This window comes from Pseudothermotoga lettingae TMO, from assembly GCF_000017865.1.
GTDB classification, from domain to species: Bacteria; Thermotogota; Thermotogae; order Thermotogales; family DSM-5069; genus Pseudothermotoga_B; species Pseudothermotoga_B elfii.
Genome location: NC_009828.1, coordinates 589,092 through 609,220 on the forward strand (window position 1 = coordinate 589,092; position 20,129 = coordinate 609,220).

General features: G+C 39.0%; 19 protein-coding genes. 13 read left to right on the forward strand and 6 right to left on the reverse strand.

The window, feature by feature from the left end; genetic code table 11:
• Positions 1-13: 13 nt before the first annotated feature.
• Entirely contained in the window at positions 14-691 is a 678-nt protein-coding gene (locus tag TLET_RS02870; protein WP_012002607.1) for a DUF47 domain-containing protein, read from the forward strand.
• A gap of 18 nt (positions 692-709) precedes the next feature.
• Entirely contained in the window at positions 710-1,915 is a 1,206-nt protein-coding gene (locus TLET_RS02875; RefSeq protein WP_012002608.1) for an inorganic phosphate transporter, read from the forward strand.
• On the opposite strand, the gene TLET_RS02880 is transcribed toward TLET_RS02875, so the two are convergent.
• From TLET_RS02880 to TLET_RS02890, 3 genes are read right to left on the reverse strand one after another with little or no spacing between them, the layout of a single operon-like run.
• Positions 1,908-2,225 (reverse strand): hypothetical protein, encoded by a 318-nt coding sequence (locus TLET_RS02880; RefSeq protein ID WP_012002609.1) that lies wholly within the window; start codon positions 2,223-2,225, stop codon positions 1,908-1,910. The two genes, TLET_RS02875 and TLET_RS02880, sit on opposite strands and share 8 nt — an antisense overlap.
• Entirely contained in the window at positions 2,222-4,141 is a 1,920-nt protein-coding gene (feoB, locus tag TLET_RS02885) for a ferrous iron transport protein B (protein ID WP_012002610.1), read from the reverse strand. The genes TLET_RS02880 and feoB overlap by 4 nt, the downstream gene beginning before the upstream one ends.
• Entirely contained in the window at positions 4,138-4,575 is a 438-nt protein-coding gene (locus TLET_RS02890) for a FeoA family protein (RefSeq protein WP_012002611.1), read from the reverse strand. Before TLET_RS02890 ends, feoB begins: the two co-directional genes overlap by 4 nt.
• 130 nt (positions 4,576-4,705) lie before the next feature.
• On the opposite strand from TLET_RS02890, the gene uvrC reads away from it, so the two are divergent.
• The 3 genes from uvrC to TLET_RS02905 are packed head-to-tail and all read left to right on the forward strand — an operon-like array spanning position 4,706 to position 8,131.
• Complete coding sequence (uvrC, locus tag TLET_RS02895) at positions 4,706-6,382, forward strand: excinuclease ABC subunit UvrC (RefSeq protein ID WP_012002612.1); 1,677 nt, start codon at positions 4,706-4,708, stop codon at positions 6,380-6,382.
• Positions 6,383-6,395: 13 nt separating this feature from the next.
• Positions 6,396-6,848: a hypothetical protein gene (locus TLET_RS02900; RefSeq protein WP_012002613.1), complete on the forward strand. Its 453-nt coding sequence runs from the start codon at positions 6,396-6,398 to the stop codon at positions 6,846-6,848.
• Positions 6,845-8,131: a nucleotidyltransferase gene (locus TLET_RS02905; protein WP_012002614.1), complete on the forward strand. Its 1,287-nt coding sequence runs from the start codon at positions 6,845-6,847 to the stop codon at positions 8,129-8,131. The genes TLET_RS02900 and TLET_RS02905 overlap by 4 nt, the downstream gene beginning before the upstream one ends.
• 16 nt (positions 8,132-8,147) lie before the next feature.
• On the opposite strand, the gene TLET_RS02910 is transcribed toward TLET_RS02905, so the two are convergent.
• The 3 genes from TLET_RS02910 to TLET_RS02920 are packed head-to-tail and all read right to left on the reverse strand — an operon-like array spanning position 8,148 to position 11,147.
• Positions 8,148-8,597 carry a redoxin domain-containing protein gene (locus TLET_RS02910; protein ID WP_012002615.1) on the reverse strand — a complete coding sequence of 150 codons (450 nt, stop codon included), beginning with the start codon at positions 8,595-8,597 and terminating at the stop codon, positions 8,148-8,150.
• A 4-nt stretch (positions 8,598-8,601) separates the two neighbouring features.
• Positions 8,602-9,456 carry a thiamine pyrophosphate-dependent enzyme gene (locus TLET_RS02915; RefSeq protein ID WP_012002616.1) on the reverse strand — a complete coding sequence of 285 codons (855 nt, stop codon included), beginning with the start codon at positions 9,454-9,456 and terminating at the stop codon, positions 8,602-8,604.
• Positions 9,453-11,147 (reverse strand): 2-oxoacid:acceptor oxidoreductase subunit alpha, encoded by a 1,695-nt coding sequence (locus tag TLET_RS02920; protein ID WP_012002617.1) that lies wholly within the window; start codon positions 11,145-11,147, stop codon positions 9,453-9,455. Before TLET_RS02920 ends, TLET_RS02915 begins: the two co-directional genes overlap by 4 nt.
• A 110-nt stretch (positions 11,148-11,257) precedes the next feature.
• On the opposite strand from TLET_RS02920, the gene TLET_RS02925 reads away from it, so the two are divergent.
• The 8 genes from TLET_RS02925 to rpsJ all read left to right on the forward strand — a co-directional run bounded on the left by TLET_RS02925 (position 11,258) and on the right by rpsJ (position 20,116).
• Positions 11,258-12,793: a LytS/YhcK type 5TM receptor domain-containing protein gene (locus TLET_RS02925; RefSeq protein ID WP_012002618.1), complete on the forward strand. Its 1,536-nt coding sequence runs from the start codon at positions 11,258-11,260 to the stop codon at positions 12,791-12,793.
• Positions 12,765-13,436 carry a LytR/AlgR family response regulator transcription factor gene (locus TLET_RS02930; protein ID WP_012002619.1) on the forward strand — a complete coding sequence of 224 codons (672 nt, stop codon included), beginning with the start codon at positions 12,765-12,767 and terminating at the stop codon, positions 13,434-13,436. Before TLET_RS02925 ends, TLET_RS02930 begins: the two co-directional genes overlap by 29 nt.
• 105 nt (positions 13,437-13,541) lie before the next feature.
• Entirely contained in the window at positions 13,542-15,263 is a 1,722-nt protein-coding gene (locus TLET_RS02935; protein ID WP_012002620.1) for a carbon starvation CstA family protein, read from the forward strand.
• Positions 15,264-15,566: 303 nt separating this feature from the next.
• The gene (gene rpsL / locus TLET_RS02940) at positions 15,567-15,941 is read left to right on the forward strand and encodes a 30S ribosomal protein S12 (protein ID WP_012002621.1); all 375 of its coding nucleotides are present in this window, start codon (positions 15,567-15,569) and stop codon (positions 15,939-15,941) included.
• A 17-nt stretch (positions 15,942-15,958) separates the two neighbouring features.
• On the forward strand, positions 15,959-16,426 hold the full coding sequence (rpsG, locus tag TLET_RS02945) for a 30S ribosomal protein S7 (protein WP_012002622.1): 468 nt from the start codon (positions 15,959-15,961) through the stop codon (positions 16,424-16,426).
• A gap of 11 nt (positions 16,427-16,437) precedes the next feature.
• Positions 16,438-18,522, forward strand: a complete 2,085-nt coding sequence (fusA, locus tag TLET_RS02950) for an elongation factor G (RefSeq protein WP_012002623.1) — start codon at positions 16,438-16,440, stop codon at positions 18,520-18,522.
• Positions 18,523-18,542: 20 nt separating this feature from the next.
• A complete protein-coding gene (gene tuf / locus TLET_RS02955) occupies positions 18,543-19,742 on the forward strand; it encodes an elongation factor Tu (protein ID WP_012002624.1) in 1,200 nt (399 codons plus the stop codon).
• A gap of 65 nt (positions 19,743-19,807) precedes the next feature.
• The gene (rpsJ, locus tag TLET_RS02960; protein WP_012002625.1) at positions 19,808-20,116 is read left to right on the forward strand and encodes a 30S ribosomal protein S10; all 309 of its coding nucleotides are present in this window, start codon (positions 19,808-19,810) and stop codon (positions 20,114-20,116) included.
• The last annotated feature ends 13 nt before the right edge of the window (positions 20,117-20,129 follow it).

Here is a 20,129-nt window from a genome sequence, read left to right on the forward strand (position 1 = left end):
GGAGGAGACAGGTATGACAAGGTTTATAGATAAGATGTTTCCAAAACAATCTCCACTTAGATTGCTTTATGAACACGCCCTTTTAACAAAAAAAGTTTCGCAATTCATAGTACCCGCTTTGAAAAACTATTTCGAAGATTTGCCGGTTGAAAAGATGAGCGAAGAAGTTGATGTACTCGAAGACAAGGCAGATGAAATAAAAATTCTTATCAGGGAGAGTTATACAAAACTCAAATTTGTTTATTTTGACAGGGTGGATATATTGACAATACTGCATGAAGAAGATGGTGTAATTGATGCAGTAGATGATTTTCTTAAAGCTTTGATGTTGAATAAGGTGGAGAAACCTGTTATTGCCGAAATTCAAAATATCATGATCGAACTTGCTGAAAGCTGTAGTGATGCTGTTGAAGGAATGGTGAAATCTGTTTCTGATCTGCTTTTATTAGTAGAATCTTCTTTTGCTCCATCTGTTGCTCTGGAAGAAGACAGGACAGCTACGAGAGTGGAATCAAATGAGTCTAACACCGACAAATTATCTTTGATAGCTGGAAAGAAGATTTTCTCCCTGAAAAATGCTATCCATCCTGTAGATATCTACTATCTTGAAAAGTTAATCAGATTGCTTACAAGAATTGCTGATCACGCTGAAAATGTGGCAGAGAGAGTACGAATGATAACACATATTTGATCTAAGGAGGACTGGACGATGGTTACATTAATTGCGTTTGGAACGGGCGTTGCTATGGCATTTGCCATAGGAGCAAATGATGTTGCTAATTCTATGGCAACGGCAGTGGGAGCAAAAGCAATTACTCCGAAACAGGCTGTTTTGATAGCGTCTGTTTTGGAATTCTTGGGAGCAGTTTTATTTGGATCTCACGTGACCTCCACAATAACGAAGGGAATTGTCAAGGTAGATATTGTGAATGATCCAAATACTCTGATGATAGGTGCTCTTGCGGCTCTTATCTCATCATCTGTTTGGGTTCTGGCGGCAACTTTCTGGGGTATGCCTGTTTCAACAACGCATTCCATTGTTGGCGGAATGGCTGGTTTTGGAATAGCTGCTGGTGGATGGAATGCAATACACTGGGCAAAGATGGTATCCATTGCGATGAGCTGGGTGATTTCTCCTCTGCTTGGAGGACTGCTTGCTTACGGAGTATTCAAATTAATATCACTTTTAGTGCTTCGTAGAGATAATCCTGTTCGAGCCGCCAAAAAAACCGGGCCTATAATAATCTGGGTCACATTTTTCATAATTGTGTACCTGTTTGCAGTTAAGACTGTGAAAATTGGTTATGGAAAAAGCTTCGTTTTCTCTTTTTCCGTTTCTGCACTGGCTATGATCGCAGGTTATTTTCTTCTCAAAAGAAATTCTCAAAAACACAACGCGGATCCTTATGATTTCGTCGAGAACATGTTCAGACGACTTCAAGTTATGACAAGCTGTTATGTGAGTTTTTCGCACGGTGCTAACGATGTTGCAAATGCGGTTGGCCCTGTGGTAGTCGTTTATTCTGTTATTAAGACAGGGATGGTCTCTTCACAAATACATACACCAATCTGGATACTTTTCCTTGGAGGCCTTGGAATTTCTATGGGCGTTCTATTTCTTGGATATAGAGTTATGAAAACCATTGGCAGTGATATAACCCCTCTGACCAATACGCGTGGCTTTTGTATAGATTTCTCTACAGCTTCTACCGTCTTAATGGCTTCGGTCCTTGGGTTCCCTGTTTCGACAACACACATTGTTGTCGGGTCTGTGGTAGGTGTTGGAATGGCCCGCGGCATTGAGGTTGTCAACGTCGGGGTGTTGAAAAATATCGTGCTTTCGTGGCTTTTTACAGTTCCACTTGCCGCAGTATTTTCAGCGATTTTGTTCAAATTGTTCACGCTAATCATTTAAATCTTTTTCTGTAGAAAATTGCCTGCAATAAACCGCATAATCCCATAATGATCGTTAGGTAATACGATGGTTCAGGCAATTCAAGTTTTGATATGCTGTACAATATCGAGAAAATTGAAAGCAAAAAAAGCAATCCCCCACCGACCATTAAATGTGCGTTTATTTTATCAGAATCTTTTTCAGAAACTCCGAATAGGAGAACGGATGAAAAAATGAGTACGCAGATTGAGAACATGGGGTCAATTTTTATAAGAAATGCAAAATTTATCAATGCGGCTATAAACTCAAGAATCAGAATGATTTTCTTCACAGAAAGATTCCTCCAATTAATCTAACAATATACGCCAGAAGATAGGCAATTGAAAAACTGTAAATTACTGAGATAAGAGCGTATTTCTTACCGAGTTCGCTTGATATCGAGCCAAGTGTGGCGAAACATGGTATATATGCCATTATGAAGATAAGCAGAGAGAATGCCGTTACTGAATCTATAGAATTTGCCAGAGCAATCCTGAATGATCCTTCATGACCAAAAAACATTCCAAAAGCTGAAACAATAACTTCTTTCGCTGCCACGCCGAAAATTAATGATGTACTTATTCTCCAGTCAAATCCAAGTGGCCTGAGAATGGTTTCAAGGAATTTTCCTATATACGAAGCAAAGGATTCTGATGGATTCATCGATGGAAAATACGAGAGTATCCACAGCAGGACCGATGCTACAAAAATTATGGTACCGGCTTTTATTAGAAAATGCTTTCCTCTGATCCATACGTACAGGGCAAGATTTTTGAACTTTGGCATTCGATATCTGGGAAGTTCGAGAATAAGGAATCCCGGTTGACCTTTGAAAAGAATCTTGTTAAGCAGCACAGAACTTATAAGTGTCACAGCTATGCTCAAAAGATACACAATAAAAACTATCAATCCTTTATTTTTGTCAAAAAAAATACTGGCGATTAAAAGATATACTGGTAGCCTTGCACTGCAGGATATAAAGGGAACTGACAAAACAGCGATTGTTCTTTCTCTTGAGTCAGATATACCACGTGTTGACATGATTGCCGGTACAGTGCACCCGAAACCAAGTAAAAAAGACATAAAAGATCTACCTGAGAGTTTCAATTTGTACATGATCCTATCCACTACGAAAGCAGCTCTGGGGAGGTATCCTGAATCTTCCATTATACCAAGAATTAGAAACAAACCAAAAATATTTGGTATAAACACCAGAACCGAGCCGATACCTGATATAATACCATCTGCCAAGAGTGAGGCTACAAGTCTGTTACCTATCGTATGCCTTAGAGTATCTGCTATCAGATTAAACGCATTTTCTATCAAATCGGAAAGTGGTTGAACGATCTCGAAAGAGAAGGTAAATGTAATATACATAAGAGCTAAAAAAACGGGTATACCTGTGTATTTGTGTGTTAATACATGATCAAGCGCCTCACTTATACTGAACTTTTGTTGAGAAAAGTTCATCACTTCTTTTAAGATCAAATCTATATGCTTATATTTTTCCCGAGCAATTTCTTCTCTCAATGCGCCAGCTTTTGATGATATTTCACCAATCAATTTTATTGTATCTGGATCTCCTTCGAGATATTTGATTGAAAGCCACCTGACCGGAAAAGTTCGTAGCTCAGGTTTGCTTTGGATACTTGATTCTATTTCCTCTATTTCATCTTCTATCTCTTTTTTGAGGGCGAACCTGACTGTTTTTTTCTGATCTGCCGCGACTTTCACTATGCTGTCCAAAAGCTCGTTGATTCCTTCGCCAGTTACAGCACTTGTCAAAATAACGGGAACGCCAAGATGTTTTGATAACTCTGACCTGTCAATGTGAATCCCACTTTTTTTTGCTTCATCTATAGCATTTACAACGAGAATAATTTTAACATCTAATTCTGCTGCTTCAAGGAAAAGATACAGCCCCTGCTTTAAAGAAAGGGAATCCGCGACAACAAGTAAAATATCCGGGGTGTTGTAGAGAAGGTAATCTCTTGCAATTTTCTCATCCAAACTGAAAGACGATAAACTGTATGTGCCGGGAAGATCAGTAAATGTAATCTGCATGCCTTTCCAATTTCTGATTCCCTCTTTGATGTCTACAGTCACACCTGCCCAGTTGGCTGTATATTGCCTTAATCCAGTCAAAGCATTGAATAGACTCGTTTTTCCAACATTTGGATTGCCACATAAAGCTACTCTCAAGCTCATTCTTCAATCCTCCTGAGGATAATCCTGCCTGACATCCCACGACCAACCTGGAAAGTCCCTTTATTCGTTTTAATAAGAAAAGGTTTTATAACTTCAACAATTGAACCATTTTCTACACCTATCTGCGCCATCTTATCTTTGAAAAATCTTCCACCTATTACATTTACTACACTGTAAATGCCCCTCGGAGCATTGGAAAGGTTAATAAGATTATCCTGTAATAGCACTTCTATCAAGTTTGCATCGTCATTTCTCAGTGTTATGAGTTTATCCATTATGTTATAAACACGAGGATCACCAAGAGGAGCAGCTCTTACGACCTTTACTGAAGCCCCGGGAATAAATCCAAGCGAAATCAGTCTTGCGCCGGCGGGGGAGTTATGTACAGATTTAATCGTTGCGAAAAATCCAACAGGGACTTCTGATAAAGACACCTTTTCACCCCCTTATTGAGATTCATTCTCAATAATACCACTTTTATCTGAAAAATCAAGATTTTCAGTATATATTTGCCTTTGCGAAATAATGAAATGATGGGATAAAATACTGTTGGGAGGTAATCAGGTGGATCTTCTCCACAAGGCGAAACTTGCACCGCTTTTGCCGGGAGTGTATATTTTTTATGGCAAAAACAAAGAATATATATATGTTGGTAAAGCTAAGCGACTCCGCAACAGGCTGCTTTCTTATTTTAACCGATCGAATGGAAAATACAGTAAAAAAATTCAGGCAATCGTGAATGAAGCAGAAGAACTGGATTATATAGTAGTTTCAAATGAAAGAGAGGCGCTTCTTCTGGAGGCAAATCTCATCTTCAATCATAAACCGAAATACAACGTAATGCTCAAGGATGCGGAATTCTATCCTTATATCGAGATAACGAAGGAGCTTTTTCCAGCCGTTCAGATAGTAAGGATAAGATCTACCGGCGGTGAATATTTTGGACCATACACAGATGTGAAATTTGTTAAAGATTTAATAGACTGCCTTCAACAGGTTTATCAGTTCAGAACCTGTCGTAGAGATATGTCCAAATCGACAAAACCATGCATGGAATTCTATATGCATCGATGTGCTGCTCCATGTACAGGTGATTTAGAACCAGATAGCTATATAAACTCATCTATACAACCACTCAGGAGGGTTCTAAATGGCGACATATCTGAGACACTGGATCTGATAGAAGAAAAAATGAAAAAACACGCGAAAATGATGGATTTCGAAAATGCAGCAAAATATAGAGATCTTCTTGTTAAGTTTGAAAATGTAATGCAAAGACAGGGTGTTGTTCTGGAGCAGTGGAGAAATCTGGATGTTATTGGAAGATTCAAAAATAGTTACGCTGTTTTGAGAATCAGAGGAGGCCATGTCGTTGGAAAGCTTTCATACGAGTTGGACTCAACGAAATTAGAAGATTTTATATTTCATTATTATATGGTTGGTAAAAATGAGTTACCAGAAGCAGTGATTCTTGAAAGAAACATTAATTTTGATGCAGAAATCTATTTTGGTAGACCGAGAGACAAATTAGAAGAAGAGTTACTGCATAAAGCCAGAGAAAACGCTAAAAATCAGGCCTATACAAGCGGTTTGAGAAAAGATCTTTTGAACAAGATGGTAAAAGTTCTTAATTTGAACAGGTATCCTATGAAAATAGAAGGTTTTGACGTGTCGCATTTGCATGGAAAATTAACAGTCGCTTCTGTCGTGGTTTTCTTTGATGGCCTTCCACGTAAAAATGAATATAGGCATTACAGATTTAATTCTGACAGGATTGACGATTTTTTGACATTAAAAGAACTTGTCAAAAGAAGATATTCCAAGCACGAATTGCCAGATATGATTTTTGTAGATGGTGGCACTGGACAAATTAATGCCGTAGTAGAGGCATTGATGGAGATCGGAAAAGAATGCGACGTTGTGGGTTTAGCAAAGCAGAATGAGATTGTTTGTACACGTTTTGGTGAACTGATATTACCGTTTGACAGTCCTATTTTAAGGACGCTTGTGCGTATTAGAGATGAGGCCCACAGATTTGCAAATAGCTTCCATAGAAAACTGCGAAGAAAGAGTGCATTGAGTTCGATTCTTGATGAAATTCCAGGTATTGGTCCGAAGAGAAAGAAAAAATTGATCGAAGCTTTTGGCAGTGTAAAAAATATCAGGTCAGCCACTTTACAAGAGATCGCTGAAGTACTTGGAAGTAGAAAATTAGCTGCTGAGATACTTTCGAGATTATGAGGTGGTATTCAGTATGAAAATAGCCAATTATCTGATCATGCTTCTGGGGATCTTTTGTGCTTCTATAGGTTTTCTGATGCTTTCAGTATATGGTGTTGCAGTCTATCTTTCACCAATGCTCGAGGAAATGTTAAATCTTACGATAAATACGTCAAAGTGGTTTTTATTTGTTGTTCTTTTGACAATTTCTTCTGGTATCTGTATCAGTTATTACAGCTTGGCAAAGGCTAACAGGGATAATTATATGATATTTCTTTCATTTACTGTTATAGCAAATGGTTTTTCATTTTTTGTTCAGCTTTTCAGAATGGTGGTTCATGGAATTGCCTGGGTAGGAGTTGAACTTCTTGGCGAGCATGGAGATGTGAAAACCGTTCAGTATCTGTCGATAGGTTTTCTTTTGTTTACATTAGTTAATTTTGTACTCAGCTTGAGTATTTTGAGGGGAGAGAGAGTATCTCATTGAGAGTTTTAGGAATTATTGTTGAGTACAATCCATTTCACAACGGGCATCTTTATCATTTGCGAAAAGCGAAAGAACTGGTAAAACCAGATTATACAGTTGCCGTTATGAGTGGCAGCTTTTGTCAGAGGGGAGAGCCGGCTATAATTGACAAGTTTTCTAGAGCTGAGATAGCACTTCAGAATGGTGTTGATGTTGTATTTGAGTTGCCTTTTGTCTATGCTCTGCAGGATGCCGGGGGATTTGCAAAAGGTGCGGTCTGGTTACTTGAAAAAATGAATGTTGTCACAGACCTGGTTTTTGGTAGTGAATCAGGAAATCTCAGCTTTCTCAACAAAATAGCTGATGTTATGATAAATCAGCCCTATCCTTTTCCGGAAATTATGAAAGAAGAATTGAAAAAAGGTTATTCATTCCCAAATGCAAGAAAATATGCACTGATGAAATATTTTGAACGAACTGGGGAGATGAATCCTCGAGAAGTGCTTAAAATAGAAAAGTCCAATGATATACTTGGCGTGGAATATGTGAGATCTCTGAAAGAACTTGGTAGCAAGATAAATGTGCAACTAATAAAAAGAGTTGGAGCAGATGAAAAAGATAAAGTTTTTAAAGGTAAATTCCCAAGCGCCACATCGGTGAGAAATATGATTTTTAAAGGGGACTGGTCAGGCGTCAGTCGTGCTGTGCCAGACAGCAGCCTTCAGATTATTTCCAGAGAGCTCAACGAAGGTCGAGGACCAGTTACTTTATCGCAACTTGAAGAGATTTTGTTAGCAAAACTCAGACTTTCTTCTAAAAAAGAGCTTCAGATGCTGTATGGTTTTAGCGAAGGTATTGATGTGAGGTTCTCAAATTGTGCTTTGAAAACTGGTGATCTTGAAGAATTTTTCAATTGTGTTAAAGCAAAACGTTTCACAATGAGCAAGATCAGAAGATTGTCGCTTTATGCCCTCTTTGAGTTAAAGCAGGATTTAATTGTTCAGTGCAATGAGAAGGGGCCACAGTATCTCAGAGTTCTGGGCTTCACAAACAATGGCAGGAAACTTCTGTCCATAGTAAAGAGGAAGGCATCAGTGCCAGTAGTATCAGTATGTTCGCTTTACAAAAAAATACTCTCGAAAGCTCTGAAAAATAAAGAAGGAAGATTCGAGGTTGATGAAAAATTGTTCGAACACCAGTTGCGTTTGGATATCAAATCCACTTCTATTCACTCGCTTCTTTTTCCATCTAAAAGCGAAAGAAACGGAGAGAGAGATTTTAGAATCCCTCCCATCATGGTTTAGTAAAAAGTAAAATGTATTATTTCTTAAGAAAACCAATCAATTCTTCGATATCTGGTAGTTCTTCTATTGGATAGATTTTATAAAAGATTACTACCTTGTTTTCATCCAGAATAACATTGGCTCGTTCTGAAAAGCCATCTTTTTCTCGAAACAAACCGAATGATTTTGCGATTTCGCCATGTGGCCAGAAATCAGTAATCAGGGGCAATTTTTTAATATTTAAAGACTCCGCCCATGCTTTTTTGCTGGGAAGTGGATCGACACTTACTCCGAAGGGAGCAACATTCAATTTGGCAAAAACGTCGTATTTTTCTTCAATTGAAAGCATTTGTTTGCTGCAGATAGATGTCCATGCAAGCGGATGAAAAGAAAGGAGCACCTTCTTTTGCAAATGATAAAGTTTTTCTATTTTTCCGTTATGGTCTTTTAGCGATAAATTATCAATTTTTTTCCCCAAAAATTCCATTTTATCAACCCCTTCTGATATCTAAAATTTCCTTTATTTTTGCAAGATCGTGTTTTCTTTTAAAAATTGCATCCCTGTTTTTAGAATAAATTGGTAATTGCTCTTCAAAAGTAGGTTTTTCCTGTTTGTAAAATATTCCCAGTGGTAGGGGGTCTACTTCTATTGCTTTCGCAAAAGCGGCAGATATATCCGAAGGATTGTGGTTTTTGAAATAATATGTGTGCTCCTTAAACCATTTATATGTATTTATTTTGTTAAAAGTGACACATGGTTGAAGAATATCAACAATGGCCAGTCCTTTATGAGTAATAGCCTGTTTGATTATTTCTTTTGTTTGCTCTGTGTCTGCACAGTACGCCCTTGCAACAAAAGATGCTCTCTGAGAAATTGCCAGAGATATAGGATTTATTGGATCAGATATTGTTCCCTGAATCTGCACAGGTGTTGTGAATCCTTTTGGGCTTGTAGGAGAAGCTTGCCCTTTAGTCAAACCATATACCATATTGTTGTGAATCAAGACTGTTATATCAGGATTTCTTCTTATTGTGTGTAACAGGTGGTTACCCCCTTCACCGTACATACATCCATCCCCACTTTCAGCTATTACTATTAAATCGGGGTTACAGGCTTTTATTGCGGTTGCTACAGGTAAACTTCTTCCGTGAAGCCCGTTAAAATAATTACACTTTATGTACTGAGGTGCTTTCGCTGCCTGTCCTATTCCTGAAACTATTACCAGTTTTTCTGGAGGGATATTTAATTCCTGGAGAGTCTTTCTCAGTATATCATGTATAGCGTAGTTACCACACCCTGGGCACCAGGCAATGTCGATATTTGGAATATTATATTCTGTATTCATACTTCTCCCTCCTCTGTAAATTGCTCAAATACATTTTTTATTTCCTCAACGCTGAAGGGCATACCGTCATATTTCGTAACCTTCTTTGAATGGTCGAGATTTGCAAAAGTTTTTAACAAGGAAGCAAACTGCGAGGTAAAGTTGTTCTCTATGATGACAACTTTCTTTGCCATATCAAAATATTTCTTTAAGTCCCTCGGCAATGGGTAAAGTTGTACCAAATGCAAGACAGCTATGTTTTCAAATGATTGTGCGGCTTCTTTCACAATTTCCTTTGTTGATCCAAAGCATACAGCAAGGACTTCATAACCGCTATTTCCTGTTAACTCTGGGGTATAGTAGTCTTTGAAATTTGACATCTTTTTCATTCTCTTTTCCACCATCATTTTTCTCATCTCAAAATCTTCAGTTATTCTCCCCGATTCATCATGTTCATCACTATCGACACAAACTAATCCTTCACCCCATCCCGGAATACCTCTTGGTGATATACCTTTTTGTGTTAACTTGTATCTTAAATAATCAGAATCAGTTTTTATTAAATAATTTTCTATATTCTCAGGTAAAGGTACATTCTCAATGTTGTAAATCATATCCATCAAGTACTGGTCTGTTAGAATCAGAGCGGGTATCTGATATTTATCAGCAATCTGAAAAGCTTTCCAGGAGCATAAAAATGCCTCTTCTAAATTTCCTGGCGCGTAGATTACACGGGGAAATTCACCATGCCCTGCATACAGGGCAAACATGAGGTCAGCCTGTTCGGTTCTTGTTGGTAAACCTGTTGCAGGTCCAGGTCTTTGCGCTAAATGTACAACTATTGGGCTTTCTATCATCCCGGCGAGGCTCAGCCCCTCAATCATAAGAGCAAATCCACCTCCAGATGTCGTGACCATGGCCCTTCCTCCAGCGTACCACGCTCCAAGAGCCATGTTGATTGCAGATATTTCATCTTCGGTCTGCTCGACAATAAGATCGAAATTGTCGGAAAGCTTTGCTAATTGCACTAAAACTCCTGTTGATGGTGACATGGGGTATGAAGAGATAAAGTTGCATCCGCCGGCTAAAGCGCCGAATGCAACTGCTTCAGCACCGCTCAGCAGAAATTGATCACATATTTGTTTATTTTGCTTCAGCTTGGTAATCGAAAGCTTCTTTTTCGATGCAAGACCATTTTCATATCCGGATTTTACCGCCTCAAGATTCTGGAATATTACTTCTTTGCTCTTTTTTGAAAAATACTGTTTGACAATGTTCAGGGTATTTTCAAGATCAACTCCTAGTAAAGCTGTTGCAAAACCAATCATCACAGAATTTGCATAAATTTTGTTTCCCAGTGCACTGGCAGTCTTCAAAAGAGGTATGCGGAGCACCTTCAAAGTATCATCGATACCTGGAAATTCCTCATCAACCACCAGAATCGAATCACTGCTTAATCTGTTTGATATACGTTTTAAATGCGAGACATCGTTTGATAAAAAGAGAGCAAAATCTGCTTTCTGTTTGAAAGCACGCACCGGTATATCGCTGACTCTTATTAAAGTAGAGTTGCTTCCTCCTCTTACTCTTGACATATACTCTTTATAGCTGAAGACGTTCAATCCGGCTTTTTTGAAAATTTTTGGCAGTAAAACTTCAACTGTTTGAATACCTTGCCCTGCTTCACCAGCAATAATAAAGGAATACTCCATAAAACTCACTCCTTAAAATTTTGGAAAAACAATAAAAGTTAAGGCTTGTTTTATTTAATTCTATCACAAGTTTTACTTTTCAAGTTGTAGAATCTTTTTGGAGAGATTGCATGTTTTTAGCTATAACCCTTTTGAGCCGTGTGGCATTGTTAGGATTAATAGTATTTGTTGTGATTCAGTCTTATTCTGCCAGGATTTCACTGGCGAAAATCTTCAACACTAAAAAACCCTATATACTTGGTTTGCTTGGTGGCATCTTTGGTGTGGCAGGTAATTTTCTTGGTTTGCCTTACAAAGGTGCAATAATCAATTTTCGAGATATGGGTATAATTGTTACAGCCCTTTATGGGGGTTTTCCAGCGGCTTTGATAGGCAGCATGATTGCTTCCATTCACAGATATTTACTTGGCGGTCCATCGGCTTTTGCGTGTGCCCTGGGGACAATCGGTGCCGGGCTATTTTCAAGTGTTTTTAGAAAACGATTTTTCCATTCGAAAAACAAAATTCTTGCAGGGAGCGTAGTTGCTATTTTTGCGGAGTTAATACATCTATCAATAGCCTATTTTTTTATATACCCACCAGAACTGGCGGCAGATATCGTTTTCAATGCACTAATCCCGATGACTGTGTCGAATTTTCTCGGTGTTGGACTCACACTCACTCTGGTTAAACAGAGCGAGCAGTATGTAAAAAATTTTTCCTCGCAGATTTTCTCAATCACACTTAGAGTTTTTGAAAGCGCTGTTAGACTACTGGAAAATCCAAATATGGAGAATCTAAACCTCTTTTCAAAAGATCTGGCAAAAATACTGAATGTCGATAAATTAACAATAAAACTCGAGGATGAGTTTAAACCAGAGAAAAAAGGCGAATGCAGGCTCTTTATCCCACTAATTTCCAGAGGAAAGATCATCGGTCGAATTATCGTTGAAAATCGAGATGGTTTCGACGAAGACCAGATTTTCATGATAAAGCAAATTTCAAAGTTCGTTGAGATAGTTGTTATTGGTGCTACGGCTGTTCGTGAGGCAATACTTGCCCGGGAAGCAATGATGAGAGATTTCATGTCTAAGTTAGGTCCACATTTTATTTTCAATACACTTGCAAGCATCAGATATCTTACTGTTAATAATGCAAATGACGCTGTAAAGATGATCGATAATCTATCAGAGTTATTGAGATATTATTTCAAAAATCAGAAGACTTTTGTCTCTCTTAATGAAGAAATCAAAATAATCGAGTGTTATTTGTCGATAATGAAAGCGAGATATGGCGATATTTTGAGTTATCATATAAATGTAACAGGAGATTTTAGAAATCATCCTGTTCCGCCCATGATTCTTCAACCAGTAATTGAGAATGCAGTTGAGCATGGCGAAAAAAATGGAAAGATCTATGTAAAAATAGAAGCTGAAAAATATGGCGATTATATGATTTTGAAAGTTTCTGACAGCGGTAAAGGTTTGTCCAGGGGTTTTAAGAAAGGCGTTGGAATGAAACTTCTGGAAACAAGATTAGAAAATATTTACTCAAAAAAAGCGAGTGTAAAATATGTAAACGATAACGGACTGACAGTTTTAATAAAAATTCCGCTGGAGTGTGAAAGTGTGAATATGTATGATAAAAGTGGCTATTCTGGAAGATGAGCAGCTTGCCAGGGACAATTTAGAGCAGTTGATCAGAAAATATAGTGAATTTGAGCTGGTGGGGTCTTTTTCAACAGGAAGAGAATTGTTGAGACATCTGAAAGATATCGATGTTGTATTTTTGGATGTGCGGCTTTCTGGCGAATCCGGTTTAGATGTTTCAAAAAAAATAAAAAGTACGGGTATCGTCTTTGTAACAGCATATCCAGAATATGCCGTGGAAGCTTTTGAAGTAAATGCCATAGATTATCTGGTTAAACCTGTGAGTGAAGAGCGATTCAGTGAATGTGTTGAAAAAATCTCACAGATTTGTTCACGATCGCTTGCCAAACTTCCTGTAAAAGATTTTGATGGAATATTATTGATTGATTTTAAAGATATTCTTTTCATAGAAGCTTTTGGGAAAAAATGCATGGCATGCACAATAAATGGAGAATATGAAGTTTATCATTGGAATATATCCCATCTTGAGAGAAGACTTCCTCGAGAATTCGTCAGAGTTCACAAGTCTTATATTTGCAACCTCGAGCACGTGAAAAAAATATTATGTTCTCCATGTTTTCAAATAGAGATGGAGAACTCCAAATTGATACCTGTTTCGAAAAAATATCAGAAATTTGTCAAGTCTGTTTTGTTGCGTTGAAGATTATTTTCCACTCATTTGTTCCAAAAAAAATGCTATTTATTCCCTCCTTGTTTTTCCTAGACCATAGAATAGTTAATACAAACTAAGGTGGGAGGGAAGGAAATGAACTCGCTGGTGCTTATGTTGATCTCTTTTTTTGGTTATATAATTGCGTACAACACATATGGAAAATGGCTTTCAAGGAAATTATTTCAGCTTAAGGATGATAATCCAGTACCTTCAAAGAAATTTCAGGATGGAGTTGATTATGTTCCTACCAAGAGACATATTTTACTCGGTCACCACTTTACCACAATAGCAGGAACAGGACCCATAGTTGGTCCTGCAATAGGTGTCATTTGGGGTTGGCTGCCAGCATTCCTCTGGGTATTCCTTGGGCCAATATTTGCAGGTGGTGTTCATGATTTTGCCTCGTTAGTTATCTCATCACGACATGGTGGTAAAACGCTTGGTGAGATGACAAAGGGAATAGTTTCAAACAGGGTAGGGGTGATCTTTCTAATTCTGATTCAATTTCTTCTCTGGTTAGTTGTTGCAGTTTTTGCTATGATTATGGGAATTTTATTTGACATGTATCCTCAAAGTGTCCTGAGCATCTGGATGGAGGTTCCCATAGCTATTTGGGTTGGTTATATGGTCTATAAGAAGGGAAAAAAGGATACCTTTTATTCTATCTTGGGTTTGATACTTCTCTATGTCTTTGCTGTTATTGGTATATATCTTCCCATGAAAATACCTCAAATGGGCCCTGTTTCACCGATTGTAACCTGGATAGTGATACTCCTTGTTTATGCTTATTTTGCCTCTACTTTTCCGGTGCAAACACTTTTACAACCGCGTGATTATATAAACTCACACGAGCTCTTGGTACTCATGGCTGTTCTCTCAATAGGGGTTATAATATCAAGACCACAGGTAGTAGCTCCAGTTTATCAGCATGCGCCTGGTGCCCCAAATCTGTGGCCTGTTCTTTTTGTGACGATAGCTTGCGGAGCTATAAGCGGTTTTCACAGTCTTGCTTCCTCAGGAACGACAGTCAAACAACTTGAAAGAGAAACAGATGCGCAATTTGTCGGTTATGGCGGTATGCTTCTTGAGGGAGCTCTTGCGACATTAATCATCATAGCAGTGACAGCTGGTGTGGGAATGTTCGGAGCCGGAAGTTCTGGATATTTCAATTATTACTCCTCTTGGTCCACAACCGCTGGAGCAGGGTTAGCTGCACAATTGAAAGCAATTGTTGATGGTGCTTCTAATTTAATGAAAACAGTAGGTATACCTAAAGAATTGGGAGCTACATTAATGGCAATTTTTGTTGTGTCTTTTGCTGGAACAACACTTGATTCTGCTACGAGAATACAGAGATTCGGATTAGAAGAGCTGTTCAGGGGCAAAGGCAAAAAACCGATAGGACCTTTTAAAAATAGATATTTTACAACTTTTGTCGTAGTAATAGCCGCATTCGGACTATGTATGGTTTCACCTGACGGAAAAGGTGCATTAAAATTGTGGCCAGTGTTTGGCGCGTTGAATCAGCTTCTTGCCGGCCTTGCCTTGATGATAGCAACAGTATACTTAGCTAAAAAGAGAAAACCTATCTGGCCGACCTTGCTTCCAATGATCTTTATGCTTCTCATGACTGTCTGGGCTACTATTTCAAATCTAACCGGTTATATTCGGTCACAAAACTGGCTTCTTGTTTTCATAACACTTGTTACGTTAATTATAGCTGTATGGATGATAATAGAAGCCTTTATATCGATGGCAAAAGCTTATAAGAAAAAACAGGTTTATCAGGAAGAATTCGCGAAATCTGATGAATAATATTTCTCTGTCAAATTTTGCCAAAATATAATGATGTGGGGTTTACCCACATCATTTTTATTTTCAATCACCAAAAAGATATTTTGAATATCATCGAAATTATTCAGTCGTTTAGTTTTGAATATAGTAATTTCTATCTTTATGAAAAAAATCGAAATAATAATTTCAATTCATTGTTGCCTGAGTAGCTCAAAATAATAGTATAATCAAGCTTGCTGAATCCGTTTTTAAGATTAATAGTTGACAGAAATAAGTTATTGTAATAAAATCGCCATTTGGTACGTCATCGAAGGGAGGATATAAATGCCAACTATAAACCAGTTAATCAGGCTTGGTAGAGAAAGAAAAGTTGAAAAACCAAAAGCACCGGCTCTTCAGGGAAATCCGCAAAAGCGCGGAGTCTGTGTTCGTGTAACCACGATGACGCCGAAGAAACCAAATTCAGCGTTGAGAAAAATTGCAAGGGTCAGGTTGTCGAATGGTATAGAAGTCACGGCTTATATACCTGGAATAGGCCATAACCTTCAGGAACATTCAGTTGTTCTTGTTAGAGGTGGAAGGGTCAAAGATCTTCCGGGTATAAGATACAAGATTATTCGTGGAACTCTTGACACAGCCGGGGTTGAAAACAGAAAACAATCCCGAAGCAAATATGGAGCTAAGAGGCCTAAAAAGTAGTTTGGGAGGATGGTTGAATGAGAAGAAGAAGAGCTGAGGTAAGAAAAATAGCTCCCGATCCTGTTTATAGCGATATCCTTGTCGCTAAACTTGTGAATAGAATAATGTGGGATGGGAAAAAGGCAGTGGCACAGAAGATAGTGTACAGATCTTTTGAATACATTCAAGAAAAATCTGGAAAAGATCCACTTGAAGTTTTTCAAAAGGCAATCGAAAATGTTCGTCCGGTTTTGGAAGTCAGACCAAGACGTGTTGGTGGGGCAACTTATCAGGTACCGGTAGAGGTTCAAGAACCAAGAAAAACCTCTCTTGCGCTCAGATGGATTGTTGCTGCGGCTCGTGCCAAAAAAGGTAAACCAATGTATGTAAGACTTGCTGAGGAAATTCTTGCTTCTTATCAAGGAACCGGTACTGCAATGAAAAAGAAAGAAGACGTTCATAAAATGGCGGAGGCGAACAGAGCATTCGCACATTTGCGGTGGTGAAAGGAAAACTTATGCTGGAGATTGAGGCGCTTTATGTACCACTCAGTAAGTTGCGTAACATAGGAATAATGGCACATATAGATGCCGGTAAAACAACTACAACAGAGCGTATACTTTATTATACCGGTCGTAAACACGTGCTGGGTAGCGTTGATGAAGGAACTGCCACAATGGATTGGATGGAGCAGGAAAAAGAGCGCGGGATAACTATTAAAGCCGCTGCTACAACTTGTTTCTGGAAAGAACACCGTATAAATATAATCGATACGCCCGGACACGTGGATTTTACAGTTGAGGTTGAAAGAGCATTAAGAGTACTTGATGGCGCGGTAGCTGTTTTTGATGCTACAGCTGGAGTTGAACCGCAAAGTGAAACTGTTTGGAGGCAGGCTGAAAGATATTCAGTTCCAAGAATTGCGTTTATGAACAAAATGGATAAAACTGGCGCGGATTTTTTCATGTCTATAAAAAGCATGGTTGAAAAGCTCCATGCTAAGCCAGTTGCGATACAGGTTCCGATAGGAGCAGAGAAAGATTTCATAGGTGTAGTAGATCTTATTGAGATGAAAGCCATAACGTGGACAAGTGAAGATGGAAGTGAATTTATCAAGCACGAGATTCCCGAAAACATGTTGGATCTTGCAGAGGAAATGCGCGAGGAAATGATATCGATGCTTGCAGAAGAAGACGAAGAACTTTTGGAGCTTTATTTGGAAGAACAAGAGTTGCCTGTAGAAAAAATCAAGGATATTCTGAGAAAGGCAACTATAAACAATAAACTGGTTCCAGTTCTGTGTGGTGCTGCTGCAAGAAATAAGGGAATTCAACCATTGCTGGATGCAGTTGTGGATTATCTGCCTTCACCAATTGATATTCCTGCTGTCAAAGCAATTACCCCTTCTGGTGAAGAGATACAGATTCCTCCCTCAGTGGAGGGAGATTTTGCTGGGCTGGCTTTCAAAATACAGACAGATCCTTATGTTGGTAAGCTGGCTTATGTGCGTGTTTATTCTGGTAAACTTGAAAAGGGATCATATGTTTATAACTCGACAAAACAGATTCGTGAGCGCGTGGCAAGACTTATATTTATGCATGCTGATAAAAGAGAAGATGCCGAGTATGCAAGAGCAGGTGATATAGTAGCGATTATAGGCTTGAAAAACACGACCACAGGCGATACGTTGTGTTCACAGGAACGGCCAGTTCTTCTGGAAAAGATGAGTTTTCCTGAGCCAGTTATTTCTATAGCAATTGAACCATTGACGCGTGACGATGAAGAAAGAATGGTTAAAGCTGTTGCGGCATTGTCAGAAGAAGATCCAACTTTGCGTATTAATGTGGATAGAGAAACTGGTCAGGTAGTGCTTTCGGGGATGGGCGAGCTTCATCTGGAAATTGTTACAGACAGGTTAAAAAGAGAATTTGGTGTAAATGTTAGAGTTGGAAGACCACAAGTTTCTTACCGTGAGACAATTCGACAGACTGGAACAGCTGAGGGAAAGTATGTAAGGCAAACTGGCGGAAGAGGTCAATATGGGCATGTTATTATGAAATTTGAGCCGTTGCCTCTTGACGGAGAAAAGCAATTTGAGTTTATCAATAAAACAGTTGGAGGAGTAATACCAAGAGAATATATCCCTGCTATTGAAGAAGGTGTAAAGGAAGCTATGGAAATGGGAGTCCTTGCAGGTTATCCTATGATAGGTGTAAGGGCTGTCTTGCTTGATGGTTCTTATCATGAAGTCGATTCGTCTGAAATAGCTTTCAAAGTGGCTGCAAGTCTTGCTTTTAAGAATGCAATGAAAATTTGCCAGCCTGTTCTTCTGGAACCTGTTATGAAATTAGAGGTGGTTGTTCCGGAGGAATATGTAGGAGGTATAATAGCTGATTTAAATGCGAGAAGAGCACAGATAGAGTCACTGGAAAGCAGAATAAATTTGAGAGTTATAAAAGCGTTTGTACCACTTTCTGAACTTTTTGGGTACGCAACCACGTTGCGATCTCTCAGTCAGGGTAGAGCAGTTCATGTAGCTCAGTTTTCTCACTACAAGGAAGCTCCAGATAAAGTTGTTGAAAAAGTACTCAAGGTTGTTTAGGTGTGAAGGAGGGAGAATGAATGGCTAAGGAAAAATTTGTAAGAACTAAGCCACATGTCAACGTCGGTACAATAGGCCACATAGACCACGGTAAAACGACGCTGACCGCAGCAATAACTAAATACCTATCTTACAAAGGTTTTGCTTCTTTTGTGCCTTTTGAGCAGATTGACAAAGCTCCCGAGGAAAAGGCGAGAGGTATAACCATCAATATTACGCATGTTGAATATCAGTCAGAGAAGAGACATTATGCTCATATTGATTGCCCTGGACATGCGGACTATATCAAAAACATGATTACGGGCGCTGCTCAGATGGACGGTGCTATACTGGTTGTGGCTGCAACAGATGGTCCAATGCCACAGACTCGCGAGCATGTTCTTCTTGCGAGACAAGTTAATGTTCCTGCTATGGTTGTGTTTTTGAATAAAGTCGATGCAGTTGATGATCAGGAACTTGTTGATTTGGTGGAAATGGAAGTTAGAGACCTTCTGACAAAGTACGAATTTCCAGGGGATGAAATCCCAGTTATTAGAGGTTCTGCCTTGCTTGCTTTAGAGGCAAACGATCCAAATGATGCTGCATACAAACCTATACAGGAGCTGATCGACGCGCTTGATAGTTATATTCCCGAGCCTGTTCGCGAAGTTGATAAACCATTCCTGATGGCTGTTGAGGATGTTTTCTCTATAACTGGTAGGGGAACTGTTGCAACTGGAAGAATTGAGCGCGGGAAAATCAGGCCCGGTGACGAAGTTGAAATAGTTGGTCTGAGTTACGAAACCAGAAAGACCGTTGTCACCAGTGTCGAAATGTTCAGAAAAGAACTTGACGAAGGTCTCGCAGGCGATAATGTAGGTTGTTTACTTAGAGGAATAGATAAAGACGAAATTGAGCGTGGACAGGTTCTTGCAGCACCGGGATCAATAACGCCCCATACGACTTTTAAAGCTAATGTGTATGTGTTGAAGAAAGAAGAAGGTGGAAGACATACTCCGTTTATGAAAGGCTACAGACCACAGTTCTTTATAAGAACAGCAGATGTCACTGGTGAAATCACCGAACTTGGTAACAATGCCGAAATGGTCATGCCTGGGGATAATGCTATTTTGACTATAAAATTGATATATCCGGTCGCAATTGAAAAAGGTATGCGATTTGCTATTAGAGAAGGTGGAAGAACAGTTGGTGCAGGTGTAGTAGCCGAGATCGTGGAATAAATCTTAAGAGAGTCGGGGAGCGATGCTCCCCACTCGTTTTGTAGAAGAGGGAGGGAACGAAATTTATGCCTGGACAGAAGATCAGAATAAAACTTAAAGCTTACGACCACGAAGTTCTTGATGAATCAGCAAAAAAAATAGTTGAGGTGGCAAAATCTACAAATGCGAAGATCTCCGGTCCCATTCCTTTGCCAACTGAACGTGCTTTGTACGTGGTCTTAAGATCACCTCATAAGCATAAAGACTCGCGGGAGCAGTTTGAAAAGCGCGTTCATAAGAGACTTATAGACATAATTGAACCATCTCCGAAAACAATTGATGCCTTGATGAAGATAAACCTCCCAGCAGGGGTCGACGTGGAGATCAAACTCTAATCGCCGGAGGTGT